Genomic DNA, 24,959 nt, shown 5'->3' on the forward strand with positions numbered 1-24,959 from the left:
TGTCGACGAGCCTGTAACAGCGGTTAGGGGGCGGAGCGGGAGCGGGAATGGCCCGGTCATGAACCACAACACCCCGCTCTCCCCCCGCCCCCTCCGCCACCTCGCCGACGTCCAGCGCCGCGTCATGAGCACCGCCCAGCTGCGCGCCCACGGCATCTCCGCCGCCGACGTCTCCGCACACTGCCGGCCCGAAGGACCCTGGCAGCAACTGCTGCCGGGAGTCTTCCTGCTGCACCCGGGGCCGCCGACCAGCGAAGAGCGCCTGCACGGCGCCCTGTTGTTCGCGGGGCGGCCACCGGCCAAGGCCGCGAAGACCGTGCCCGCACAGCCCCGCGCGGGCGAGTCCCACGCCCCTTACGCCGACGCCCTGATCACGGGACTCGCGGCGCTCGCCCTGCACCGCTTCTCGTCGGCTCCCCCACTGCTCTCCCTGGACCGTATCGACGTCCTCGTTCCGCGCACCCGGCGGCTGCGCTCCACCGGGTTCATCCGGCTCGTGCGGGCCCAGGCACTGCCGACCGCCGTACAGATCACCGGAGTTCCGGTGGTCCCGGTGCCGCGCGCGCTCGCCGACGCCGTGGCGGGGCTCACCGAGGCGGGCGCGGTGCGCAGGCTGCTGACCGAGGCGGTGCGCGGCGGGCACTGCGAACCGGCAGCCATCGTCCGGGAGTTGAACCAGGCGCGGCTGCTCACCCGCCCGCATGTGGTGGACGCCGTCGACTCGCTGCTCGCGGAGGGGCGGGCCATCGCCGAGGACCGGATCTACCAGATGGTCGCCGAGCACGACCTGCCCGATCCGCTGTGGAACGTGGACCTTCGATTGCCCGGCGGCCCGCACCTCGGGGGCGTCGACGCCTACTGGCCCGACCTGGCCGTCGCCGTCGAGCTCGACACCCGGGCGCCCCGGCAGGGCCTGCGACAGGAGGACGACGCGCTGTGGTCCGAATACGCCCGCAAGCGCGAGCACTTGGAGCGGCTCGGCATCACCGTCGTGCATCTGACGCCCAAGAAGCTGCGCGATTCGCTCGAACAGCAGGCGGCCGTCGTACGGACCGCCCTGATGGCGTCGGCCGACCGCGATCCGGCGGCGTATGTGGTCGTACTGCCCAGGTAGCGGAACCGGGACGGGGCCCGCACGGCGGTGGGCCCCGCACCGGTCCACGTCACTTCCCGCAGAACTCCGCGTCGACGATCGCGGGCGCGTCGTCGTCCGGGGCGTTCAAGCCGAGCGCGAGTGCATGGCGGCCTCCATCGCCCTCTGCGTCGCCCGGTGCCGGTCCCCGTGCCCCGGCGACGACGCGAGCGCGGGCGACGCGAACGCACCCGCCGCCACCGCCACGGCCGTCGCTGCCGCCACCCCCGTGATCCCCGTACGCATCGACATCCCCTGTCCCTCCGCCATCGAACATGGTCGACTCGGGGGACTCGCGGGCCCGGCACGGGGGTTGACCGGCCTGCGCGGGTTGAGCGGTATTCAGCCCTTCTTGAGGATCAGCTCAGTGTTCCGGTCGCCCGGCTCGCCGCCGAGGGCCGGCTTGGCGCCAGGGGCGTTGAAGGACAGTTCGCGGTAGAGCGCGGCGAGGCCCGTCTGCGAGAGATCGGCGTAGTCCGTACGGTGCGGGGCCGACGACTCGATGAGGGTGGTGAACAGGGAGATCGTGCCGTCGTGGTTGTCACTCAGCTCCACCACGCGGGCCAGCTGCGGGAAGTCGATGTGCGAGGCCGTGGAGACCTCCCAGAAGGAGCCGCGCGGGGTCTGATGCGGGGTGATCCTGTTCTTGTGGCTGTGACCGTTGACCCAGGCCAGGACCGAAGGGTGACGGCCCAGGAGAGCGACGATCTCGTCGCCCCCGTGCCTGCCCTCGCGCGGGCGGTCCGGGTCCTGGCGCAGATTCCGCATGGTCCTGCTGGTGTGGTGACTGAAGACGATGACATGCGACCCGCCGCCGTCCTTCTCCTCGATCGCTTTCAACTCCCGCTCCAGCCAAACCATTTGGGCCGTGCCGAGCGAGCCTTCGTAGTGGCCGCCGGGGTCCGTCGAGTCCAGGCTGATGCCGAGCACGTCGTCGCTGATGCGGAAGGAGTAGTACTGGGTGCCCGCGTCGAGGTTCTCCTGCGTGTAGCCGTGACCTGCGGGCCCGTGCCCCTTGTACGCCGGGTCGAGGTGCGCCTCGACGTACTCGGCGGGGGTGAAGGGCGCGCGGCTCTCGTCCGGGGTGACCGAACGCATCCGCCGCGCCTCGCTCTTCAGGAGTTCCTTGAACTGCGCGCCCTTGGGGTCGCGCCCCTTCTTCACGGCCTTCCACAGGGCGGCACCGCGCGACTCGTCCAGGGACATCAACTTCCGTCCACCGACGGCGAATTCGGAGAAGTACGAGTCTCCGGGCCCCCAGCAGCCGCCGGGCAGCGCGTCGTGATTGCCGACGGTCGAGAACCAAGGGAGCCCGAGCCCGGGGCTGTTGACCTCGCGCAGGGCCGCCTCCAGGAAGCCGTCGACCCGTGGGAAGCCGAGGGCCTTGTCGGAGTCGCGGAGGTCGTCGTCCGGGTGCCAGTACAGCTTCAGGCCGCTGTCCTGCACGCCTTCGTAGCGGCGCGGGTCTCCGGTGTTGGGGTTGATGCGCCCGCCGCTCATGGTCTTGAGGAACCAGTCGAGCTCGGAGCGGGAGTTGTTGTCCGTGTTGTCGCCGGTCGTCACTACACAGTGCAGCGGCGAACCGGTGGCGGGCGCACCGCGCAGTCCGTTGACCCGCTCGACGAGCGCGACCGCGCCGGCCACCGAGAGGGCCTCCTGCGGGCGCCAGGCGCTCGCGGTCTGGGCGCGCAGGTACTCGTACCGCAGCGGATGCTGCACGTCGACCAGGTGCAGGTCGGTGAACTGGACGAACGCGGCGAGCGGGGTGCGCCGCCCCTCGCGGCCGCTCTTGGCATCGGCCAGATCGCCGCGGACCACCCGGTCCCAGGCGGGCCCGTCCCCGAGCCGCCGGTAGCCGGACGTGCCGCGCGGTGCGGCGACCGTACGCAGCGTGGTGCCGCCCCGGTAGGGCATCAGGGGCGCGGCGGGTGCCTGCCGGGAGAGCGCGACGGGGGCGGGCCCGCTGGGGGCGGCGTGGCTGGTGCCGGGGCGCAGGGCGTAGCCGATGCCCGCGGAGAGGGAGACCGCTCCGGTGGTCGCGAGGAAGGCCCGGCGGTCCACGGCGGACAGGGCGGTGTGGGCGGTGGACTGGGCGGCGGTGGCGACAGAGCGTATGCGCGACATGGCGCGGTCTCCCCGATTGCGAACGCGTCGGCAGTGGTCGCGGGCAGCGCCGCAGTGGGCGAAATTCCCGCTCGTACTGGATCGTTGACATCCGGGGTGACCTGCACGTTAACGAGACCGCAACGGGCAACGCCGATCACCGTACGTGGATCATCGGGCACCCTGCGCGGTCATGCACCTCTCTCCGGCCGGAGAGGAGGCGGTCACTCCACGTTCATCTTCCGGGGAAGGGAAGGCCCCACAGGGGCTCAGGAGGGCGCCGCGAGGTGTCCGTCGTCGGGCCGGGTCCGCCACAGGTCGATCCCGATGTCGACGAGCCCGACACGTTCGAGATCGGGGACGGCGCCCAGCGCGTGCCAGGCCGCGAGATCGGTGGAGCCGTCCCGCTCGTGCCGCAGCGAGCCGCCGGTGACCCGCGCCTCGTAGACGATCCGCAGGCCGTGAAAGTCGGCGACGGCGCCGAGCTTGCGGGGATAGCGGCGACGGAGGGAGTCGATGCCGAGCAGCCCGACGGGCTCGATGAGATACCCGGTCTCCTCGTCGGCCTCGCGGATCACCGTGTCGTACGGATCCTCCCCGTGGTCCATCCCGCCGCCGGGCAGCGTCCAGCGCTTACTGCCGTCGCCCGCCACCCAGCGGGCGAGCAACAGCTGCCCGTCCTGCACGCATACGGCGTAGGCCGCCACCCGAAGCTCCCGGTTCACGTTCAAACGTTAGAGCCGGATGCCGATCAGTGAGGCCTCGAACCGACATACGATCACCGAGTTGGAACGCGCATGTCCAAGGAAACGACAGTACCGGCCTCTTGCGATCTTCCTCAGCGGGACGGCCACATCACGGCGTGCGCGCGACGAAGCGTGAATGACCAGAGCCGCACAAGCTCGGTCGTTCACGGCCGAGAAGTTGACAGTGCGACGCTAGTCCTCCTCGGCCGGATTGGCAGGGGAGTACTCCGGAGCGGTCCAGCTCCAGGGGCTCGCGCCGAGGGTCTGGACCGCCTCGGTGAGGGTGAAGCGGACCGTGCGGGAGCCGTCGTCGCCGTATTCGGTGCGGGCCGTGCCGGTGAGCTGGAGCGTGGTGCCGGTCGTCCAGTCGAGGAAGAGGAGCCCGGCGCGGGCGTCGGTGGCGAGGTTGCCGAGGGACAGGAACATGGAGTTGCCGGGGTAGTCGCGCCAGGTGAGTTCGTAGGGGGAGTGGACCTGGACGAAGCCGGGATTGCCGCCTCGGTGGCTGGCGTCGGCGCCCTCCGCGTGGACGGTGGCGAGGAAGAAGGTGTCCGCGTCGGCGATGAACGCGCGCTGGTCGCCGGTGAGTTTCACTCCGTGGCGGGGTGCGGCCGGGCGGCCCGGTGCGGCGTCCAGCGACAGTTCGCGCTTCTGGAGGTACTTGGGGCAGTTCGAGAAGACCTGGTCGGCCTCGATCGCCAGGCCGCGGGGGGTCGGGCGGGCCCGTCCGTTCAGGCGCATGCGGCGCCGGGTGCGGGGGTCGAGGGCGATGGTGCCCACGGGGGTGCCCTCCTGGGTGAGGGCCTGCGCGAGGGGGTCGGCCCGGTGCGGGCCGCCCGCGATCGATGCCTGGCGCGGCCCCGTGGCCCGTACGAACCCGGGTTCACCGGTGAGCAGCGAGGCCCAGACGGCGCCCGCCTGGTCCGCGCCGCCGATCACCAGCATGGGCTGTAGTTCGAGGAAGGCGGCGGCGACGGGGCGGATGCCGTCACCGATGGACCGCCCCACGTGGTCGGCCGGCTCCCGCACACCGACGAGGTCCTGAACGGCGCGGGAGCCGTGGTGGTACGGGGTGTGCGGGATGGTCATGTCGCTCCCTGCCGGATGGACGCTGCCGGATGGACGCCGCCGGATGGACGGGTGAGTGGGTGGGGAAATTCCGCCGCGGAACGGCGGTTCAAGGGGTCAGAAGAAGCCGCAGGTGGGCGCAGCCGCCACCGGAGCACCGTCCGAGGCGCCCACGCCAGACCCCGCATAGATCTCCAGGCGTGTTCCGTCCGGGTCGTGGAAGAAGATTCCCCCGGACGCCGCGCCCTCGCCGTGCGGGACGACTCCCTCGTAGGCGAACTCCACCCCGTACGCCCGCAGAGCGCTCTCGTACGCGCGGACCTCCTCGATGGTGTCCACCTCGAACGCCAGGTGGTGCAGGCCCGCGTTCGAGGCCGCGTACGCCGCGTCCGCCTGCTGCCAGAGCGTGAGCGCGGGGGTTCCGTCCTCCCCCTCCCCCAGGAAGGCGAACCTGCGGCCCTCTTCCTTGCCCTCGCTGATCACGCCGTAGCCGATGACGTCGCGGTAGAAGGCGAGCGAGCGCTCGATGTCGGTGACGTTCAGGCCGATGTGGCCCCTGCGGAGTGTGCGGGTCACGGTCATGGCTCTCCCCTTGTCAGCACGTCAGCGGTCGCCCGCTTGACCTCAAGCGAGCTAACCTTTCATTGCAACTTTAAGGGTTAGAATCAGCGAGCGTCAACCAGTCACGTAACCTTTACTGGTTAGCCTCGAAGGGAGCCCCCATGCCCGCCGCACCCCGCGACCCCCGCCCGCTCGTCGGCGAGCCGCTCTCCCTCGATCTGCTCAACACCCGGTGGATGGTGGACGGCGCACCCCAGGATCTGCTGACAGATGTCGACGGGCTCGCCATCTGGCTGGCCACCCATGGGCTCGACGACCGCTTCGAGGCGGACCGAGCGACGCTGAACCACACCCTGCGGGCGCGCGACGCGCTCGCCTCCGCCGTGGACAGCCCCGGCGACCCCGCCGCCATCGCCCGCGTCGACACGATCCTCGGGCACGGACGCATCCGCGCCACCCTGACCGCCCAAGGGCCGGGCGAGCAGCCCGAATTCAAGGACGTGACGTGGGGTGCGGCGTGGCTTGCGGCGCGGGACTATCTGACGCTCCTCGCCACCGCGCCGGACCGGATCCGCCCCTGTGCGCACGAGGCGTGCGTCCTGCACTTCTTCGACACCTCACGGAACGGCACCCGGCGTTGGTGCTCCATGGCTGCGTGCGGGAATCGGGCCAAGGCCTCGCGGCACTACGCGCGGGCGCGCGAGACATACGAGACATAGGGGCCAGAACTCCCGGCCAGAACTCCCGGCCCGGACTCCCGGCCAGAACTCCCGGCCAGAACTCCCGGCCCGGACTCCCGGCCAGGGCGCTCCCCTCCCACCCTCACCCGAACCATCCGCTATGTCGCCGATGTCTCGGCTGACGCATGGCGGGATTACGCCACACCCCGATCGTCTCCGGACAACTCTCCCCAAACAGCGGTCACTTGCGTAAGGCTGAGCGGTCATCCGGTTCCGGATTCCGGACCTTTTCGACCTTTACGTACAGGGATGCTGATGCACAGATCCAGTGCTAGACGCACGACCCGTCTCGCGATAGCCGTCGGTCTGACCGCCGCGCTCTCCGCCGCCGGGCCCATACCCATGGCCTTCGCGGCCGATGGGGACCCCGGGGCCGCTGGGGGCCAGACCGCCCCCGAGCCCGCCAAGTCCGCCGAGAAGAAGCTCGGTTCGGCCGACGCCGATCTCCTCGCGGACGCGAAGGCGGACGGCGAGAAGACCGTCACGATGATGGTCGCCACCGCACCCGGCGCCACCGAGCAGGTCGCCGACCAGCTCGACGCCGTCAAGGGCGGTTCGGTCGGCCTGACGTACGACAAACTCGGCTACGTACGCGCCACCGTGCCCACGGCGAAGGCCGATGCCGCCATCGAGTCCGCCGGGAAGCTGTCGTCGGTGCACGGCATCGACCTGCGGCACGAGATCGAGCTCGACGACCCGACGCCCGCAGCCGACCGGGCCAAGGGCGCGAAGAAGGCGGCCGAGGGCGCCGAGGACACGTACGCCGGTCCCGGCAAGAACACCCCGGCGAAGAACCCGTACAACCCGTCCTTCGAGACGGGTGCCGTCGACTTCGTGAAGAAGCACCCGAAGGCGGACGGCCGCGGCACCACCATCGGCATCCTCGACTCCGGCGTCGACCTGGGCCACCCCGCGCTCCGGAAGACCACCACGGGCGAGCGCAAGATCACCGACTGGGTGACGGCGACCGACCCGATCGTGGACGCGGACGGCACCTGGCGGCGGATGACCAACCCCGTCACCGGCCCCGTCTTCACCTGGGACAGCGAGACGTGGAAGGCCCCCGCGGGCTCCTTCCAGGTCAACCGCTTCCGCGAGTCGGCCACCACCGGCGGCGACGCCAAGGGCGACATGAACCGCGACGGCGACACCACCGACAGCTGGGGCGTGCTCTACGACCCGGCCGCCGGGACGGTCCGCGTCGACCTGAACGACAACAACGACTTCACCGACGACGAGACGATGAAGCCGTACAAGGACGGCCACCAGGTCGCCTACTTCGGCAAGGACGACCCGGCGACCGACGTCGTCGAGCGCGTCCCCTTCGTCGTCGAGATCCGCAAGGACGTGCCGACCGACCCGTACGGCGGCGACTGGGTCGGCAAGAAGGCCGACTTCGTCAACATCGGCGTCATCGAGTCCGAGCACGGCACGCACGTCGCGGGCATCACCGCGGCCAACGGCCTGTTCGGCGGCAAGATGAACGGCGCCGCGCCCGGCGCCAAGCTGGTCTCGTCCCGCGCCTGCACCTGGAGCGGCGGCTGCACGAACGTCGCGCTCACCGAGGGCATGATCGACCTCGTGACGAAGCGCGGTGTCGACATCGTGAACATGTCGATCGGCGGCCTCCCGGCCCTGAACGACGGCAACAACGCGCGCGCCGAGCTCTACAAGCGCCTCATCGACGAGTACGGCGTCCAGCTGGTGATCTCCGCGGGCAACTCGGGCCCCGGCGCGAACACCATCGGCGACCCCAGCCTGGCCGACAAGGTCATCTCCGTCGGCGCCTCCATCTCCAAGGAGACCTGGGCCGCCAACTACGGCTCCGCCGTGGAGAAGAAGTACGCGATGATGCCCTTCTCCTCGCGCGGCCCGCGTGAGGACGGCGGCTTCGCGCCGATCATCTCCGCGCCGGGCTCGGCCATCAACACCACGCAGACCTGGCTGCCGGGCTCCCCGGTCGCCGAGGCGGGCTACCGACTGCCGGCCGGATACTCGATGTTGCAGGGTACGTCGATGGCGTCCCCGCAGGCCGCGGGCGCGTCGGCGCTGCTGCTCTCCGCCGCGAAGCGGGAGAAGGTCGACCTCACCCCGGCGAAGCTGCGCACCGCCCTCACCTCCACCGCGGACCGCATCCGCGGCGAGCAGGCGTACGCGCAGGGCACCGGCCTGATCAACGTGGTCGACGCCTGGAACGCCATCGAGGACGACGCGAAGGCGCACACGTACACGGTGAAGGCCCCGGTCGACACCGCCCTGGAGCAGGAGCTGAAGAAGCCCGGCACCGGCATCTACGACCGTGAGGGCGGCCTGAAGACCGGCCAGAAGCGGACGTACGACGTGACGATCACCCGCACCTCGGGCCCGGACCGCGGCATCCGCCACGAGCTGGACATGGTCAACAACCACGAGGGCACCTTCAGGCTGCTGGGCAAGGGCGCGGTGACGCTGCCGCTGAACCAGCCGGTCACGGTGAAGGTGCAGGCGAAGGCCGAGTCGGCCGGTCTGCACAGCGCGATCCTGACGGTCGACGACGAGCGCAGCGAGGGCATCGACCAGCAGATCATGTCGACGGTCGTCGTCTCGTCGCCGCTGGCGAAGCCCGCGTTCACGCGCTCGGCGGACGGTTCGGTGCAGCGCAACAGCACCAAGTCGTACTTCGTGACGGTCCCCAAGGGCGCCAAGTCCCTTGAGGTGGCGCTGGGCGGCCTGAAGGGCAAGAGCCAGACGCGGTTCATCGCGGTGCACCCGTACGGCGTGCCGGTCGACTCGACGTCGTCGCTCACCTGCTACGCGAACTACGACAACCCGGCCAACACCTGCCGCCCCGACCTGCGTTCGTACCCCGAGCCGCAGCCGGGCGTGTGGGAGATCGAGGTCGAGTCGCGCAGGACGTCCCCGCTCCTGGACAACCCCTACAAGCTGGACGTCTCCGCGCTGGGCGTCGCCTTCGACCCCGCCGTGCAGACGATCCCCGAGGCGAAGGTCGGTACTCCGGCTCCCGTCTCCTGGAAGGTGACGAACAACTTCGCCGCGGTGGACGGCAAGTTGAAGGGCGGCCCGCTCGGCTCGGCGAAGGCGGCGAAGCCCTCGATCAAGCAGGGCGAGACGCAGACGACGACCGTGGTCGTGCCCGAGGGCGCGGAGCGGCTCGACGTCGCCATCGGCTCGACGGCTGACGCCGCCGCGGACCTCGACCTGTCGGTCTCGAAGGACGGGGCGGTCGTGGGCTCTTCGGCGGACGGCGACTCGGAGGAGTCGGTCAGCCTCAAGAAGCCCGCGGCGGGTACGTACGAGATCGAGGTGGCGGGCTACTCGATCCCGGCCGGCACCACGGCGTACGACTACCGGGACGTCTTCTTCTCGGCCGCGCTCGGCTCGGTGAAGGTGGACGAGTCGGCGCCGGTGAAGCTGGCGAACGGGGCTTCCGCGGACGTCTCCGCCGAGGTCGCGGCTGACGCGGCTGCGGCGGAGGGACGTCAGCTGTTCGGTGAGGTGTCTCTCCTGAACGGGCGGGGCACGGTTGCCGGTACCGGCAGTGTGATCATCGAGAAGGTCACCTCCTAGAGGTCCCCCCTTTTCCTTGCCAAAGCGTTCCGGCCGGGCTGGATGGTTCCAGCCCGGCCGGCGTTTGAGGCCATCGGGAGGGGGCGGGGTCGGGGAAATTCACTCCCCGACCTCGACCCCCACCTCGTGCACCGCATTACGCGCCCCCGCGAGCGGCTGCACGCGCCCGGACCGATCAGTGGCCCGGCAACGGATTCGGTGCGCCCCAGGAGCCAACTCCCGAGTAACGGCAAAGCGTTGCCACGTCGGGCCGGGGCCCGGCGGAGCCACAGCGGCCGCCTCCCACGCACCCCCGTCGACCGAGATATCGACGCCCACGATCTCCGTCGTACTCCATGCGCGCCCAGACAACTCGACACGCCCAGCAGGGAGTTCCGCCCCCTCCCCCGGCACGAACAGCTTGCTGCTGACATCAACCTCCCGTACGGGACTCGGCGACGACTCCCCCGGCAGGACCCGGTTGTAGAGCTCCGTGGCGAACATGCCCTCCACCCGGCGGTCCGCCAGGACGATCCGCGTCAGCCACTTCACCGAATTCGTGCCGAACATCCGCGGCACCACGGCCCGCAACGGAAACCCGTGCTGGGGGCGGAGCGGCTCGCCATTCATCCCGTGCGCGAGGAAGACATCCCTGCGGGCCACCGACAGGGGGAGGTCCTTGACGTACGTGAGGCCGTCCCGCCCCTGGAAGGACCCCGTGTCCGCGCCCTCGAACCACACGTGCCGCGCAGCCGCCCCCGGCGCCGCCCGGTCCAGGAGCGCGGCGAGCGGCACCCCCGCCCACTCCACCTGCGCCACCGCCCGCGTCGGCACGTCCGGCGCGAACGGACTGCCGAAGCATTCGTGGACGGCGGGCAGCCGCTCCGTCCCGAGCGCGAGGACCGCGTCCATGTCCAGGCGCAGCGGACGCTCGACGAGGCCTTCCACCACCAGGGTCCAGTCCTCGACGTCGATGTCCGGCACGCCCAGGTGCTTCCTGACGAAGACGTCGTCCAGTGGGGTGAAGTCAGGTTCGGCCGCGGGCACTTGGGTCGTCATGTAGCAACCATAGGTGCACTGAGACCCTTACATCCAGTACATCATTCGCGCGTTCAGCACCGCATCCCCTCCGCCCGCGGCAACGCCCGCTCGATCCACGCCCGGTCCTTGGCGATGTCCTTCGCGCCCGTGGACCAGATGTCCGGCGTCGCCTCGCCCTTCGCGATGCCGATCAGGGTCCGGTCGCCGGGGCGGAGCCGCGGGTCCACGTCCACGTTCATCACGAACGTGATCTGCTTCTCGCCCCGGCTCGGCTTGTAGTAGCGGGAGACGTCCAGGACGATCCGGTCCTGCGCGGCGCCGGGGATCGGTTCGACCCGCCTGACCGTGCCCTCCACGATGAGCCGCGCACACGCCACGTACCCCTCGTACGACTGGTCTGCCGCACCCCCGGCCTTCTCGTCGCCCGCGTCCGGCGCCTCGCCCTTCGCCGCGTCGGAGTCGGAGCTCCTCTCGGTGATCGCGCCCCCGCTCTCCAGCGCGAGCCAGGCCAGCCCGCCCACCAGCGAGGCCGCCGCGGTGGCCGCGGCCACCCCCAGCGCCATCGTCACGCGCCGCCGCCGGACACCGGCCGGGCGTACGGCGACGGCCGCCTGCGGCGGCTCCGGCTCCCGCTCCGGCTCCCGCTCCCGCTCCGGAGCAAGAGCAGGAGCAGGAGCCGCAAGCGCGCGGCCCACCACCCCGATGTGCTCCCGCAGCAGTGCGACATCCGCCACAGCCGCGGCGTGCTCCGCCACCAGCGCCGGATCCCGCCCGGTGGAGCCCTCGGGCAGCGGCTCCCCCGTGAGGGCGAGCATCAGCGCGTCACGGTCGGGGTCGAACTCGAACTCGTCCTTGGCCACCGTCACACCACCTCGCCCTCGTGCAGCCGCGTCCGCAGCACCCGTACCGCCGTATGCAGCCTGCTCTTGACCGTGCCCTCCGGAATGCCCAGTTCATCGGCTATCGCCCGGACCGGAAGATCGGCGTAGAAGCGTAGGACGACGACCTGCCGCTGAGTGTCGGGCAGCGCGTCGAGGCCCTGGGTCACGGCCATCGACAGGGCCCGTGACTCCGCCCCGTCCTCGTCGGTCGCCTCCCGCCACAGCACGGCGAGCCGCTCCCCGAGGCGCTCCTGCCTGCGTCGTGCCCGGTGCCAGTCCATGGCGAGGTTGGAGGCGACGACCGCCGCCCACGCCGACACGTCACGTGGCGCCTCGCGCCCGTCCGCCGCCCGCTCCAGGAGCTTGAGCCTGACCTGCTGGACACCGTCGGGCAGGTCGGCGTGCGGCACCCCGCCGAGCGCGAGCACCGCCCGCACCCGGTCCTCCTGAGCCGCGTCGAGCGGATCCGCCCTCTCTCGCCTGTCCCGTCGCGATCTTCCGCGCAGCAAGACACCCCTCCCGTCCCCGCGTTTCCCCTAGGACGCGGGGACGGCCCAAAACGTTCGGCCAGACGGTCGGAATGTCGAAGGGTTTCTCGCCGGGAATGTGACATCCCGAACTTCGGACAATGGATTGGACAAGGCGCCCGTGGACAGACGCATCATGGAACCGGCGCAGGCCAAAGCCTGTGCCCATGCACATACGGAGGATGTACCTGTGAAGGTCGGAATCGTCGGAGCCACCGGTCAGGTCGGCACGGTCATGCGCAAGATCCTCGTCGAGCGGAACTTCCCGGTGGACGAGCTGCGCCTGTTCGCATCGGCCCGCTCGGCCGGCTCGGTCCTCGACGGTGTCACGGTCGAGGACGCCTCCACGGCCGACTACAGCGGCCTCGACATCGTCCTGTTCTCGGCGGGCGGCGCCACCTCGAAGGCGCTGGCCGAGAAGGTCGCGTCGCAGGGCCCCGTCGTGATCGACAACTCCTCCGCCTGGCGGATGGACCCCGAGGTCCCCCTCGTCGTCTCCGAGGTCAACCCGCACGCGATCGCGGACCGGCCCAAGGGCATCATCGCCAACCCGAACTGCACGACGATGGCCGCCATGCCGGTCCTGAAGCCGCTGCACAAGGAGGCCGGGCTCACCGCGCTCGTCGTGGCGACCTACCAGGCCGTGTCCGGCTCGGGCCTCGCCGGTGTCGACGAGCTGTTCGAGCAGGTCAAGAAGGTCGGCGAGGAAGCCCCGAAGCTCACGCACGACGGTTCGGCCACGGAGTTCCCGGCCCCGAACAAGTACGTCGCACCGATCGCGTACAACGTCCTGCCGCTGGCGGGCTCCATCGTGGACGACGGCCTGAACGAGACCGACGAGGAGCAGAAGCTCCGCAACGAATCGCGCAAGATCCTGGAGATCCCGGCCCTCAAGGTCTCCGGCACCTGCGTCCGCGTGCCGGTCTTCACCGGCCACTCCCTCCAGGTCAACGCCCGCTTCGAGCGTCCGCTGAGCGCCGAGCGCGCCACCGAGATCCTCGCGTCGGCCGAGGGCGTCGTCCTCACGGACGTCCCGACCCCGCTGGTCGCCGCGGGCAAGGACGACGCCTTCGTGGGCCGTATCCGGGGCGACGAGACGGTGGAGAACGGCCTGGCCTTCTTCATCTCCGACGACAACCTCCGCAAGGGTGCCGCGCTGAACGCGGTGCAGATCGCGGAGCTGGTGGCGGCCGAGCTCAAGGGCTGAGGTCCTCCCTCGCCCTGCGTACGCCTACGCCGATGGGGGCGGGCACCGATTTCTACTCGGTGCCCGCCCCCTTCGCGTACCCCGCGCCGAGCACCACGAGCAGCGCCAGTGCCGCGAGGCCGCCCCCGAGCCACAGCACGGCCGTCGTCCCGACGCCGTCCGCGACCAGGCCGCCGGTCAGCGCGCCCAGGGCGATCGCCGCGTTGAACACCGCGGCGAAGAGCGCCGACGCGGCCTCACGGGCGCGGGGCGCGGCGGCGAGGACCCCCTGCTGGGTGGAGACGGAGACCCCGCCGTAGGCCAGGCCCCACGCGACGAGGAGCGCCACGGACGCGAGGAGGGAGCCGCCCGCGGGACCGAGGAGCAGGACCGCGGCGGCGAGACCGGCGGAGATCGCGAGCAGCGCCCTGCGCGGGTCGCGGGCCGCGAGCGTGCCGCCCGCGAAGTTGCCGACGATGCCCGCGATCCCGTACACGAGGAGAAGGCCGCTGATCAGCCCGGCGCCTAGGTCGGGCACCCGCTCCAGGACGGGGCGTACGTAGGTGTACGCGGCGAAGTGCCCGGTCACCAGGAGGAGCACCACCAGGAGTCCCGCCCGCAGCCGCGCGTTCCGCAGGAGCCCGGGGAACGTGCCGAGGCGTACCGCCGCCGACGCGGGCAGCGGCACGAGCACCGCGGCGAGCAGTCCGGCGACCGCGAGCGCGAACGCTCCCATCACCGCGAACGCCCAGCGCCAGCCCGCCAGTTCGCCGAGGAACGTACCGGCGGGGACGCCGAGAACGGACGCCACCGCGATCCCGCTGAAGATGACCGTGGTGGCCCGCCCCGCCGACTCCTCGCGCACGAGCCGCACGCCGAGCCCGGCCGCGATCGCCCACACGCCCCCGATGCAGACCCCCACGAGGACCCGCGCGGCGAGCAGCACGCCGAAGGCGGGTGCGAGCGCGGAGAGGAGGTTGGCGGCGGCTAGCAGGGCCATCAGCGCACACAGCACCGTCCGCCGGTCGGCCCGCCGCACGGCGACGGGAAGCAGGAGGGCGGCGAGCGCCGCGACCACCCCGGGCAGCGTGACGGTCAGGCCCGCGGTCCCGTCGGACACGCCGAGCCCGGAGGAGAGGGAGGTGAGGAGGCCGACCGGCAGCATCTCCGTGGTGACGACGGAGAAGGTGGTGGCGGCGACGGCGAGGACGGACAGGGGCAAGCGGCTCTGCTGCCGGGTCGGTTCGATGACGGCGGCATGGGTGGATTTCATGGGATCAAGCCTTCGTCGGACGCCCTGCCGGGAACAACGGCGAAGATCTCATCCTTGAATGAGCGAGGCTCATGGATGAGAGGCGGGGCGGTTCGTGGTGGGCGGGCTTGAGATACGGGAGCTCGAGTGCTTCATCGCGCTCGCCGACGAGCTGCACTTCGGCCGCGCGGGCGAGCGGCTCTACGTCTCGCAGAGCCGCGTCAGCCAGCTCCTTCGCGACCTGGAGCGGCGGATCGGGACACGGCTCGTGGAGCGTTCGAGCCGGCGGGTACGACTGACTCCGGCGGGCGAGCGCTTCTTGTCCGAACTGCGCCCGGCGTACGAGGCGTTGAGCGCCACGGTGGACGCGGCGCGGGAGTCGGCGCGGGGTGTCACGGGGCGGCTGCGGATCGGTTTCCAGGGGACGGCGGACGCGCGGCTGATGGGGGCGATCGCCGACTTCCAGGAGCGGCATCCGGGGTGCGTGACGGAGATCGTGGAGGTGCCGTTCGCGGACCCCTTCGGGGCGGTGCGGCACGGGGACGTGGACACGGCGATCGTGCTGCTGCCCGTGGAGGAGCCGGACCTGGTGCTCGGCCCGCTCTTCTCCCGCCAGCAGCAGACGGTCGCGGTGTCGGTACGTCACCCTTTCGCGGGCCGAGGGTCGCTGCGGGCGGAGGAGTTGGCGGGGATGCCGCTGATCTCGGCGACGGCGCCGGCACCCGCGTACTGGCGTACGGCCCAGGCCCCCTCTTCCGTGTCGGCACCGGAGGTGCGCACCCTCCAGGAGGGCCTGACGCTGGTCGCGGCCGAGCGCGGGGCGATGCTGCTGTGCCGTCCCACAGCGGAGTACCACGGGCGACGTGACGTGGTGTTCGTGCCGGTGGAGGGGGTGCCGGACTCGGTGCTCGGGGTGGTGTGGCGGCGGGACGCGGAGACGGAGCGGGTGCGGGCGTTCGCGCGGGCGGTGCGTGTGCTTTCCCGACCGGACTCGACGACGTCCGACAGGGCACCGCGCCCGTAAGCCTTCCGTAGCCTTCCGTGGCGGGCTGGATTTCCAGCCCGCCCGCCGTTTGAGGACGAACTCGGCAGAGCCGGTGATGACGGCGACCAAAGCCCCCCCCAAGGCCCCGCGCTGAGCGGCCCGCGGCGGGGCCGCACATCGATGCACCGGGTAGGGGCGGGGTCGGGGACAGACCCGCCTACCAACAACCCCGCATACGCCGATACCCCTCCCCCAAACCCCCCAGCTCCTCCTCCGTCAAGACATCCTCCACCCGCACGAACCCCTCCGGCGCCCGCTCAGCGACAGCCCTCAGCACCTCATCCACCGGCATGGCCCGGTTGGCCAGGGCCACGGCGTTGGCGGGGCCCCACCTCTGCGCCTCGTAGGCCCGCAGTCCACTCACCCGGTCCGCCCCGGCAAGGGCCACGCACTGCGCGAGCACCCGCGCGTCAAGGACCGCCTCCGAGCCCCCGCTCGACCCGACCGGGTACATCGGGTGCGCCGCGTCGCCCAGGAGCGTCACGGGGCCGCGGCCCCACCACGGCAGGGGGTCACGGTCCACCATCGGGTACTCCAGGATCCGGCCCGTCGAACCCGTCGCGGCGAGCAGCGCCGGGACGTCCAGGTCCCCGATCCGCCATCCGGAGAAGTACGGCAGGACATCGGAGAGGCGGCCCGAGCGGTTCCAGTCCACCGGGCCCGGCGCCCCGTGGTGGTGCCTCGGGAAGCGCACCTCCGCGACCCAGTTGAGCAGCGCGCGCCCCCGCGCCTCCGCCTCCCGCGAGATCGGGTAGACGACGAGCTTCGCGGTCGCGTTGCTGCCCGCGATCGCCATCGTCCGGCCGCCGAGCACCGGGTCCCACTCGGTGACGCCACGCCACATCCGGATGCCGTTCCACAGCGGCGGTCCCTCGCCGGGGTGCAGCCTGGCCCGGACCGCCGAGTACAGGCCGTCGGCACCGACCAGGGCCCGCACCGGCACCGCGAACTCCCGCCCGCGTCCCATGTCCCGCAGGGTCACCCGCAGCGCCCCCGAGCCCTCCGACTCGGCGTACCGCACGAAGGCCGTACCGGTCTGGACAGCGTTGTCACCGAGGCGGTCACGGACCGCGTCGAGGAGGATCAGCTGCAGCGCGCCCCGGTGCAGGGAGTACTGCGGCCAGTGGTGGCCGCGGGCGAGACCGAGCGGCTCGCCCCAGATGTGGTTGCCGTGCCGGTCGAAGTGGACCGTCTCGGCGGTGGGCACGGCCGTGGCGGCGAGCTCGGCGCCGAGGCCGAGCTCCGTCAACTCCCGTACGGCATGCGGGAGGAGATTGATGCCGACCCCGACGGGCCGCAGCGCGTCCACCGCGTCGATGACGCGCACGCCGATGCCCGCCGCGTGCAGGCTGAGCGCGGTGGTGAGCCCGCCGATCCCGGCTCCCGCGACGAGTACGTCGATCACGGGGCGCACCCCGTGCCGCGTAATCGTGGTAATCGCGATGACCGTCGGAGTCCCATGAACGCTACCCCCGGGGCGTGAGTCGACGCGCGGATGTTAGCGGCACGGCAGCCCGCGAACAATGCCGCACGGCGGCCGTCGGACAATGCCCCGTCACATGCGCGGAGCCACGTGGAAGGATGGCCGGAAACGCCACAAGTCGTACCTGACGTACCTGAGGAGATGACCGCGTGCCCGGCACCAATCTGACCCGCGAAGAGGCGCAGCAGCGGGCGAAGCTGCTCACCGTTGACTCGTACGAGATCGATCTCGACCTCTCCGGCGCGCAAGAGGGCGGCACGTACCGCTCGGTGACCACCGTGCGCTTCGACTCCGCGGAGGCGAACGCCGAGACGTTCATCGACCTGGTCGCCCCTGCGGTCCACGAGGTCGTCCTGAACGGCCACTCGCTGGACGTCGCCGCCGTCTTCCGTGACTCGCGCATCGCGCTGAAGCACTTGGAGGCGGGGCCGAACGAGCTGAAGGTGGTCGCCGACTGCGACTACACCAACACGGGTGAGGGCCTGCACCGTTTCGTCGACCCCGTCGACGAACAGGCCTACCTCTACACGCAGTTCGAGGTCCCGGACGCGCGTCGCGTCTTCGCGTCGTTCGAGCAGCCCGATCTCAAGGCGACGTTCCAGTTCACCGTCAAGGCGCCGACGGGCTGGACGGTGATCTCCAATTCGCCGACTCCCGAGCCGAGCGGTGACGTCTGGGTCTTCGAGCCGACGCCGCGCATGTCGACGTACATCACGGCGCTCATCGTCGGTCGGTATCACTCGGTCCACAGTTCGTACGAGGGTCCTGGCGGCCAGTCGGTTCCGCTCGGCATCTACTGCCGACCATCGCTGGCCGAGTTCCTCGACTCGGACGCGATCTTCGAGGTCACGCGGCAGGGCTTCGAGTGGTTCCAGGAGAAGTTCGACTACGCGTACCCGTTCGCCAAGTACGACCAGCTCTTCGTGCCGGAGTTCAACGCGGGCGCGATGGAGAACGCGGGCGCGGTGACCATCCGCGACCAGTACGTGTTCCGTTCGAAGGTGACGGACGCGGCGTACGAGACGCGCGCGGAGACCATCCTCCACGAGCTTGCCCACATGTGGTTCGGCGACCTGGTGACGATGGAGTGGTGGAACGACCTCTGGCTGAACGAGTCGTTCGCCACGTACACGTCCATCGCCTGCCAGGCGTACGCGGAGAACTCGCGCTGGCCGCACTCGTGGACGACGTTCGCCAACTCCATGAAGACGTGGGCGTACCGCCAGGACCAGCTGCCGTCCACGCACCCGATCATGGCGGACATCCGTGACCTCGACGACGTCCTGGTCAACTTCGACGGCATCACGTACGCCAAGGGCGCGAGCGTCCTGAAGCAGCTGGTCGCCTACGTCGGCATGGACGAGTTCTTCCGGGGCGTGCAGGCGTACTTCAAGGCGCACGCGTTCGGCAACACGCGCCTGTCCGACCTGCTCGGCGCACTGGAGGAGACCAGCGGGCGCGACCTGAAGACGTGGTCGAAGAAGTGGCTGGAGACCGCCGGTATCAATGTCCTGCGTCCGGTGGTGGACGTGGACACATCCGGCCGGATCACGTCGTTCGCGGTGAAGCAGGAGGCTCCGGCGCTGCCCGCGGGCGCGAAGGGTGAGCCGACCCTCCGCCCGCACCGGATCGCGATCGGCCTGTACGACTTGGACGACGAGTCCGGCAAGCTGCTGCGCACGGACCGCGTGGAACTGGACGTGGACGGCGAACTGACGGCGGTGGACGCACTGGTGGGTCGGATGCGGCCCACGGTGATCCTCCTGAACGACGACGACCTCTCGTACGCGAAGGTCCGCCTGGACGCGGAGTCCCTCGCCTTCGTGACGGAGCACATCGGGGACTTCGAGGCGTCGCTGCCGCGGGCGCTGTCGTGGGCGTCGGCGTGGGACATGACGCGGGACGCGGAGCTGCCGACGCGGGAGTATCTGTCCCTCGTCCTGTCCGGCATCGGCAAGGAGTCGGACATCGGGGTCGTCCAGTCCCTGCACCGCCAGGTGAAGCTGGCGCTCGACCTGTACGCGGCGCCTTCGGGGCGCGAGGAGGCGCTCGCCCGCTGGACCGAGGCGACGCTCTCGCACCTGCGCTCGGCGGAGCCGGGCGGCGACCACCAGCTGGCGTGGGCGCGGGCGTTCGCGGCGACGGCGCGTACGGAGGAGCAGCTGACTCTGCTCGAGGAGCTGGTGTCGGGCAAGCAGTCGGTGCCCGGACTCGCGGTGGACACGGAGCTGCGCTGGGCGTTCGTGCACCGGCTCGCGGCGACGGGGCGGCTCGACGAGGCCGGGATCGCGGCGGAGCTCGACCGCGACAAGACGGCGGCGGGCGAGCGGCACGCCGCCGCGGCGCGGGCGGCGCGGCCCACGCCGGAGGCGAAGGCGGAGGCCTGGGCCTCGGTCGTCGAGTCCGACAAGCTCCCGAACGCGATCCAGGAGTCCGTGATCGGCGGCTTCGTCCAGACGGACCAGCGTGAACTCCTCGCGCCGTACACGGAGAAGTTCTTCGCGGCGGTCAAGGACGCGTGGGACTCGCGCTCGCACGAGATGGCGCAGCAGATCGCCGTGGGCCTGTACCCGTCGCTCCAGGTCTCTCGGTCCACCCTGGACGCAACGGACGCGTGGCTCGCCTCGGCATCCCCGTCAGCGGCCCTGCGCCGCCTGATCACGGAGTCCCGAGCGGGGGTGGAAAGGGCTCTGCGGGCCCAGGCAGCGGACGCGTAGCCCTACCGGGCGGGGGCACGTGTTGCCTCCGCCCCGCCTAGGTCGACGGGTCCGCCGCCCCCGCGTAGGTCGACGGGCCCGCCGCTGCGCCTGGGGCGACAAGGCCGCCGCTCCGCGGCGGATGTCCCCCGCCCACCCACCCGAGCACCCCGCAGCCGCCGGGTCGTTGGACCTTGCCGCGCTTCGCGCGGATCCTCCCGGCGGGGACGGGCCGCTGCCCGCGCCCTTTTGTGGTGGCCGACACTTCGTCTACCGGCTGTATCCGTCCTTCCCGCGCTTCGCGCGGATCTATCCCGCCCGCCCACCCGTTTGCCCCGTAGCCACCGGGTGGGCGGGTGGACGGGTGGGGAGCATCCGCGCGAAGCGCGGGAAAGGTGGCCACGGTCCGCGGACAAAGACCCGGCTACCGCGGGGCAATCGGGCGGGTGGGCGGGGAAACAGCCGCGCGAAGCGCGGGAAGGGTGGCCACGGTCCGCGGACAAAACCCGGCTACCGCGGGGCAATCGAGCCGGCGGGTGGGAAAGATCCGCGCAGGGAGGTGGTTGCGGTGCTCGGACGGAGAGCCGGCGCGGCGGAAGGGCCGCCCCCTACCCCGCCTCCGCCCCCCGCGCAGGGACCACGTCCCGGAGTGCCGACAAGACCCTGCTGACCCCCGCTCCCCCCGCCGCCCCCCGGCGAACCGCCGCCACCACGTGGCGGCGAGGGCGGTCGGCGGACAGGGCCCGCATCACCACCCCGTCACGGCGAACCGCCGCCATCCGCGGGACCAGGGCGACCCCCATCCCCGCCTCCACCATCGCCAGGATCGCCGTCCAGCCGGAGGCGGAATGTGCCTGCTCCGGTGTGAAGCCCGCCCCCTCGCACGCCGCCCGCGTGATCTCCGACCAGATACCGCTGCCCCCGAAGATCCAGGGCTCCCCGGCCAGATCAGCCAGCCGCAGCCCCTCCACCGCCGCCAGCGGGTGCTCCCCCGGCAGTGCCACGTCCAGTGGGTCCGCCAGGAGCGACTCCCGGGTGAAGCGGGTGTCCGCGTCCGGTGACGCGGGAGCCGTCACCGCCAGGGAGAGCGCCACGTCCACCTCGCCCCCGGCCAGCAGCTCGTACGCCTGAGCCGCCTCCACCTCACGTACCCGCACCGAGATCCCCGGCGCCGCCGCCCGCAGCTCCCGCACCGCAGGGACCACGAGCGCGGGCACCGCCGTGGAGAAGGCCCCGACCCGCACCTCCCCCGCCTCACCCTGCGCGTACGCCGCCAACTCCGCGTCCGCCTGCTCCAGTTGGGCGAAGACCGCCTCCGCGTGCCGCAGGACGAGATGCGCCGCGTCCGTCAGGCGCACCCGCCGGCCGTGCGCCTCAAGGAGCGGCACCCCCAGCTGCTTGGCGAGGTTGGACAGCTGCTGCGACACCGCCGACGGCGTCATCCGCAGCGCCTGCGCCGTCGCGGTCACCGTGCCCCGGTCGCTCAACGTACGCAGGATCTGCAGTTTCTTGATGTCCCACTCGCTCATGGAGTCAACGTACCGACTGGTCAGGAGAGGCGATCCCACCGGACGCGCCCCCTACTTCGCGCGCGCCGCGCCGAGCACGACCCCGCCCAGGATCAGCCCCATGCACAACACCTGCAGCCATCCCATCGCCTCGCCGAGCACCGCGAAGGAGAGCAGGGCGACACACACCGGCTGGAGGTAGTAGATGACTCCGGCGCGGGCGGCGCCGATGATCGAGATCGCCTTGTTCCAGGCGAAGAAGGCGATCGCGGACGACACGACGCCGACGTACAGGAGCGGGGAGACCGTGCCTACCGTGGGCTCGAAGCCGCCCTGGAGCAGGTAGCTGGCCACGAACACCGGCAGCAGCATCAGCGCGCCGAGCGTGAACGTCGCGAAGAGGAACGGCAGTCCGCCGATCTCCGCCGGCTTGCGCTTGAGCAGTGCGCTGTACGAGCCGAAGGCGACCGCCCCGGCGATGACCCACAGGTCACCGACCGCGAAGTCCATGGAGAGCGATCCGCCGGAGACGAGGACCAGGACGCCCGCGCAGGCGATCAGCATGCCCGCCACGCGCCGCGCCCCGAGCTTCGCGCCGCCGAGGCGTTCGTACACCGCCATCAGGACCGGCGACGCCGCCATGATCATGCCCATGTTGCCCGCGGTGGTGGTCACACCCGCCTGGTTGACCAGGGTGTTGTAGATCGTGACGCCGAGGAGCGATGCGAGCAGCACGAAGCCGAAGTGCTTGCGGAGCAGGGCCCGCTGCCGCCAGGTCTGGCGTGCCGCGAACGGCGCCACCGCCGCGATCGCGATGATCCACCGCCAGAACGCGTGCTGGATGGGCGGCACGCTGTCGGCCAGGGCGCGCGAGGTGACGAAGCTGCCCGACCAGACGACCGTGGCGAGCGCCGCGAGGGCGAGGCCGACGCCGATGGGGCCCGCGACCCGCAGCTCCCTGCCGGCCGCCGTCGCCGCAGTCGTCGCGGTCGTCGCGGTCGCGGTCGCGGTCGTCGCGGTGTGGAGGGGGGTCGTCCGGTCCAGGACAGTCACTGATATCCCTTGTCTCTCTCCCGATGGGCCCGGGAAAACACGAGCCCCGCCAGGGTGGGCACCACCCGGCGGGGATCTCTGGCTGATCGATCTCTTGGTTGGTTGCGGGACTACCGTCGCACTCCCACACCCATCAGGTCCATCGAATCTTTTCGAGCCTTACTTTAAGTTCTACTGAATAAACTGCGCGAGCGCCGCCCGCACCGCCCCCGCGTCCGCCACTGCATCTGCCCCCGCGCCCGCCTCGCCCTCTGCCGCCCACGCCACGTACCCGTCGGGCCGGACGAGGACGGTCGTACGCCGGTCGCTCGCCCAGTGCGCCACCACAGCACTCCCCGCGTCGCCGTACTCCACGCCCTGCGGGGCGATCAGCACGAACTTGCCCTCGCGCAGGGCCTCGTAGAGCCGCCCCTCCTTGAGCCCGACGTCCGGAGCGCGGTGTCCGGCCATGCGGTGGGCGCCCTTCGGGGCGGGGTAGGTGTAGCCGATGCCGGTGATCCGGCCGATCGCCTTGTCGCGGATCGGGGTCACGGCCCCGATGAAGGACGCGAGGACGGCGCGGGCCGCGCGCGACCACGGGCGCTTGACCATGGCGAGCCGCACGATCCCGCCGCTGCTGCGCAGGACCGCCTTGCCGATGGGGTGCCGCTCGGACTGGTAGGTGTCCAACAGGCCTTCCGCAGCACGGCCGTTGACCGCCGCCACCAGCTTCCAGCTCAGGTTCACGGCATCCTGGAGGCCGGTGTTCATCCCCTGCGCGCCCGCCGGGGTGTGGACGTGCGCGGCGTCCCCGGCGAGGAAGACCCGGCCGACCCGGTACGCGGGCGCCTGGCGCTCGTCGCTGTGGAAGCGGGACATCCAACGGGCGTCGTGCATGCCGTAGTCGCGGCCGAGCGCGAGCCGGGTGATCTCCTTGACCTCTTCGAGGTCGAGCGGATGGCTGTCGGGGACGTTGCGGGCGCGGTTCCAGCCGATGACGCGGTAATAGCCGTCGGCGAACGGCGCGATGAAGGCGAAGGCGTCACCGGCCGCGTTCACGGTGAGGACCGAATCGGGCTTCTCCGCGAGCTTCACGTCGGCGAGGACCAGCGAGCGGATGGCGGACTTCCCGGGGAAGGGCAGGCCGATGGCCTTGCGGACGGGGCTGTGCAGCCCGTCGGCGCCGACGGCGTACGCGGCCCGCAGCGTGCTCGACCCCCCGCCGGGGCCCCGGACTTGGACGGTCACGCCGTCCGCGTCCTGAGTGAGTCCGGTGACCTCGCTCTCGTACCGGAAGTCGACACCGGCCGCGATCGCGCGCCGCTCCAGGACCCGCTCCACCTCGTACTGCGGCAGGACCAGGAGGTGGTTGTAGCGCGAGGGCAGCTTGTCGAGGGGCACTTCGAGGTGGGCGAAGAGACGCAGGCGGTCGAGGGGCTTGCCCATGGCCTCCAGTTCGTCGGCGAGGCCGCGCGCGTCGAGCTGTTCGAGGGTGCGGGCGTGCAGCACCAGGGCGCGCGAGAGGTTGCTGATCCCGTGCGGGCGCTTCTCGAGCAGGGCGACGGGGACGCCGGCGGCGGCCAGGTCACCGGCGAGCAGCAGCCCGGTGGGGCCGGAGCCGACGACGATCACTGCGGGGCCATCGGTGCCGTTCGCGCCGGTCGTACCAGTCGTACCGGTCGTGCTCCGGGTTCCGTTCATGGCGGCCTCCTTGTGCCAACAGCTGTTGGTCAACGCTTGTTGGCAAACGTAGAGCCGCCGCCGTGGACTGTCAACACATGTTGGCCTACGCTTGTTGGCATGACCGCAAGCGCACCTGATCCAGCCGCCGCCCCGCCCCGCCGCTCCGACGCGACCCGCGCCACGATCCTCACCGCCGCCCGCGCACGATTCGCCGCCGACGGCTACGAGAAGGCCACGATCCGCGCCATCGCCAAGGAAGCGCGGATCGACCCGTCGATGGTGATGCGCTACTACGGCAACAAGGAGGGCCTGTTCGCCGCGGCCGTCTCCATCGACCTGCGTCTGCCGGACATCGGCGCGACGCCGCGCGAGGACGTCGGGCGCGTCCTGGTGAACCACTTCCTCGACGTCTGGGAGACCGACGGAGTACTGACCGCGATGCTCCGCGTCGGCATCACGAACACGGCGGGCGCCGAGCGCATGCAGGGCATCTTCAGGGACCAGCTGCTGCCGGTCGCGCGCCGCGTCTGCCCCGACCCCGCCGACGCCCCGGCGCGGGCAGGGCTCTGCGCGTCCCAGATCCTCGGCATGGCGCTGACCCGCTACGTACTGAAGTTCCCGCCGGCGGTCGCGCTCTCCCGCGAGGAGCTCACGGACTGGGTCGGGCCGACGGTCCAGCGGTATCTCACGGCCGAGCGGCCGTGACGTACACCGTGACGCACGTCCTGA

Annotated in this window: 20 protein-coding genes; 7 read left to right on the forward strand and 13 right to left on the reverse strand. The window is 71.3% G+C overall.

Annotation, left to right across the window (positions count from 1 at the left end; all coding sequences use genetic code 11):
* The first annotated feature begins 58 nt into the window (after window positions 1-58).
* Window positions 59-1,114 (forward strand): hypothetical protein, encoded by a 1,056-nt coding sequence (locus tag AC5P1C_RS23560; RefSeq protein WP_493867889.1) that lies wholly within the window; start codon window positions 59-61, stop codon window positions 1,112-1,114.
* Window positions 1,115-1,219: 105 nt separating this feature from the next.
* Here AC5P1C_RS23560 and AC5P1C_RS23565 read toward each other — a convergent pair whose 3' ends face one another.
* The 5 genes from AC5P1C_RS23565 to AC5P1C_RS23585 form a co-directional block, all read right to left on the reverse strand.
* Window positions 1,220-1,384, reverse strand: a complete 165-nt coding sequence (locus AC5P1C_RS23565) for a hypothetical protein (RefSeq protein WP_493867890.1) — start codon at window positions 1,382-1,384, stop codon at window positions 1,220-1,222.
* Window positions 1,385-1,474: 90 nt separating this feature from the next.
* Window positions 1,475-3,256: a TIGR03767 family metallophosphoesterase gene (locus AC5P1C_RS23570; protein WP_493867891.1), complete on the reverse strand. Its 1,782-nt coding sequence runs from the start codon at window positions 3,254-3,256 to the stop codon at window positions 1,475-1,477.
* Between the two features lie 248 nt (window positions 3,257-3,504).
* A complete protein-coding gene (locus AC5P1C_RS23575; RefSeq protein ID WP_493867892.1) occupies window positions 3,505-3,960 on the reverse strand; it encodes an NUDIX hydrolase in 456 nt (151 codons plus the stop codon).
* A gap of 213 nt (window positions 3,961-4,173) precedes the next feature.
* Window positions 4,174-5,070 (reverse strand): pyridoxamine 5'-phosphate oxidase family protein, encoded by an 897-nt coding sequence (locus AC5P1C_RS23580; protein ID WP_493867893.1) that lies wholly within the window; start codon window positions 5,068-5,070, stop codon window positions 4,174-4,176.
* A 96-nt stretch (window positions 5,071-5,166) separates the two neighbouring features.
* A complete protein-coding gene (locus AC5P1C_RS23585) occupies window positions 5,167-5,631 on the reverse strand; it encodes a VOC family protein (protein ID WP_493867894.1) in 465 nt (154 codons plus the stop codon).
* A 140-nt stretch (window positions 5,632-5,771) separates the two neighbouring features.
* Between AC5P1C_RS23585 and AC5P1C_RS23590 the strand changes: the two genes are divergently transcribed.
* Together AC5P1C_RS23590 and AC5P1C_RS23595 are read left to right on the forward strand one after the other, a co-directional pair.
* A complete protein-coding gene (locus AC5P1C_RS23590) occupies window positions 5,772-6,329 on the forward strand; it encodes a CGNR zinc finger domain-containing protein (protein WP_493867895.1) in 558 nt (185 codons plus the stop codon).
* 270 nt (window positions 6,330-6,599) lie between these two features.
* Entirely contained in the window at window positions 6,600-9,917 is a 3,318-nt protein-coding gene (locus tag AC5P1C_RS23595; RefSeq protein ID WP_493867896.1) for a S8 family serine peptidase, read from the forward strand.
* A 99-nt stretch (window positions 9,918-10,016) separates the two neighbouring features.
* Here the strand turns inward: AC5P1C_RS23595 and AC5P1C_RS23600 are convergent, their stop codons facing one another.
* The 3 genes from AC5P1C_RS23600 to AC5P1C_RS23610 are packed head-to-tail and all read right to left on the reverse strand — an operon-like array spanning window position 10,017 to window position 12,327.
* Window positions 10,017-10,955, reverse strand: a complete 939-nt coding sequence (locus AC5P1C_RS23600) for a molybdopterin-dependent oxidoreductase (protein WP_493867897.1) — start codon at window positions 10,953-10,955, stop codon at window positions 10,017-10,019.
* A gap of 53 nt (window positions 10,956-11,008) precedes the next feature.
* Window positions 11,009-11,797 carry a hypothetical protein gene (locus tag AC5P1C_RS23605; protein WP_493867898.1) on the reverse strand — a complete coding sequence of 263 codons (789 nt, stop codon included), beginning with the start codon at window positions 11,795-11,797 and terminating at the stop codon, window positions 11,009-11,011.
* A gap of 2 nt (window positions 11,798-11,799) precedes the next feature.
* The gene (locus tag AC5P1C_RS23610; RefSeq protein WP_493867899.1) at window positions 11,800-12,327 is read right to left on the reverse strand and encodes a sigma-70 family RNA polymerase sigma factor; all 528 of its coding nucleotides are present in this window, start codon (window positions 12,325-12,327) and stop codon (window positions 11,800-11,802) included.
* 208 nt (window positions 12,328-12,535) lie between these two features.
* Between AC5P1C_RS23610 and AC5P1C_RS23615 the strand changes: the two genes are divergently transcribed.
* Window positions 12,536-13,552, forward strand: coding sequence for an aspartate-semialdehyde dehydrogenase (locus AC5P1C_RS23615; protein WP_493867900.1), 1,017 nt, complete (start codon window positions 12,536-12,538; stop codon window positions 13,550-13,552).
* Between the two features lie 52 nt (window positions 13,553-13,604).
* Here AC5P1C_RS23615 and AC5P1C_RS23620 read toward each other — a convergent pair whose 3' ends face one another.
* The gene (locus AC5P1C_RS23620) at window positions 13,605-14,804 is read right to left on the reverse strand and encodes an MFS transporter (RefSeq protein ID WP_493867901.1); all 1,200 of its coding nucleotides are present in this window, start codon (window positions 14,802-14,804) and stop codon (window positions 13,605-13,607) included.
* A 97-nt stretch (window positions 14,805-14,901) separates the two neighbouring features.
* Here AC5P1C_RS23620 and AC5P1C_RS23625 point away from each other — a divergent pair, with 97 nt between their 5' ends.
* A complete protein-coding gene (locus AC5P1C_RS23625; RefSeq protein WP_493867958.1) occupies window positions 14,902-15,807 on the forward strand; it encodes a LysR family transcriptional regulator in 906 nt (301 codons plus the stop codon).
* A 178-nt stretch (window positions 15,808-15,985) separates the two neighbouring features.
* On the opposite strand, the gene AC5P1C_RS23630 is transcribed toward AC5P1C_RS23625, so the two are convergent.
* The gene (locus AC5P1C_RS23630; protein ID WP_493867902.1) at window positions 15,986-17,233 is read right to left on the reverse strand and encodes a flavin-dependent oxidoreductase; all 1,248 of its coding nucleotides are present in this window, start codon (window positions 17,231-17,233) and stop codon (window positions 15,986-15,988) included.
* A 227-nt stretch (window positions 17,234-17,460) separates the two neighbouring features.
* Between AC5P1C_RS23630 and pepN the strand changes: the two genes are divergently transcribed.
* Window positions 17,461-20,028, forward strand: a complete 2,568-nt coding sequence (gene pepN, locus AC5P1C_RS23635; protein WP_493867903.1) for an aminopeptidase N — start codon at window positions 17,461-17,463, stop codon at window positions 20,026-20,028.
* Between the two features lie 587 nt (window positions 20,029-20,615).
* On the opposite strand, the gene AC5P1C_RS23640 is transcribed toward pepN, so the two are convergent.
* The 3 genes from AC5P1C_RS23640 to AC5P1C_RS23650 all read right to left on the reverse strand — a co-directional run bounded on the left by AC5P1C_RS23640 (window position 20,616) and on the right by AC5P1C_RS23650 (window position 24,248).
* Window positions 20,616-21,536: a LysR family transcriptional regulator gene (locus AC5P1C_RS23640; RefSeq protein WP_493867904.1), complete on the reverse strand. Its 921-nt coding sequence runs from the start codon at window positions 21,534-21,536 to the stop codon at window positions 20,616-20,618.
* Window positions 21,537-21,587: 51 nt separating this feature from the next.
* The gene (locus AC5P1C_RS23645) at window positions 21,588-22,568 is read right to left on the reverse strand and encodes a DMT family transporter (protein ID WP_493867905.1); all 981 of its coding nucleotides are present in this window, start codon (window positions 22,566-22,568) and stop codon (window positions 21,588-21,590) included.
* Window positions 22,569-22,739: 171 nt separating this feature from the next.
* On the reverse strand, window positions 22,740-24,248 hold the full coding sequence (locus AC5P1C_RS23650; protein WP_493867906.1) for an FAD-dependent monooxygenase: 1,509 nt from the start codon (window positions 24,246-24,248) through the stop codon (window positions 22,740-22,742).
* A gap of 99 nt (window positions 24,249-24,347) precedes the next feature.
* Between AC5P1C_RS23650 and AC5P1C_RS23655 the strand changes: the two genes are divergently transcribed.
* Window positions 24,348-24,935, forward strand: a complete 588-nt coding sequence (locus tag AC5P1C_RS23655) for a TetR/AcrR family transcriptional regulator (RefSeq protein ID WP_493867907.1) — start codon at window positions 24,348-24,350, stop codon at window positions 24,933-24,935.
* Window positions 24,936-24,959: the final 24 nt, after the last annotated feature.

It is taken from the genome of Streptomyces sp. A18, assembly GCF_059026065.1.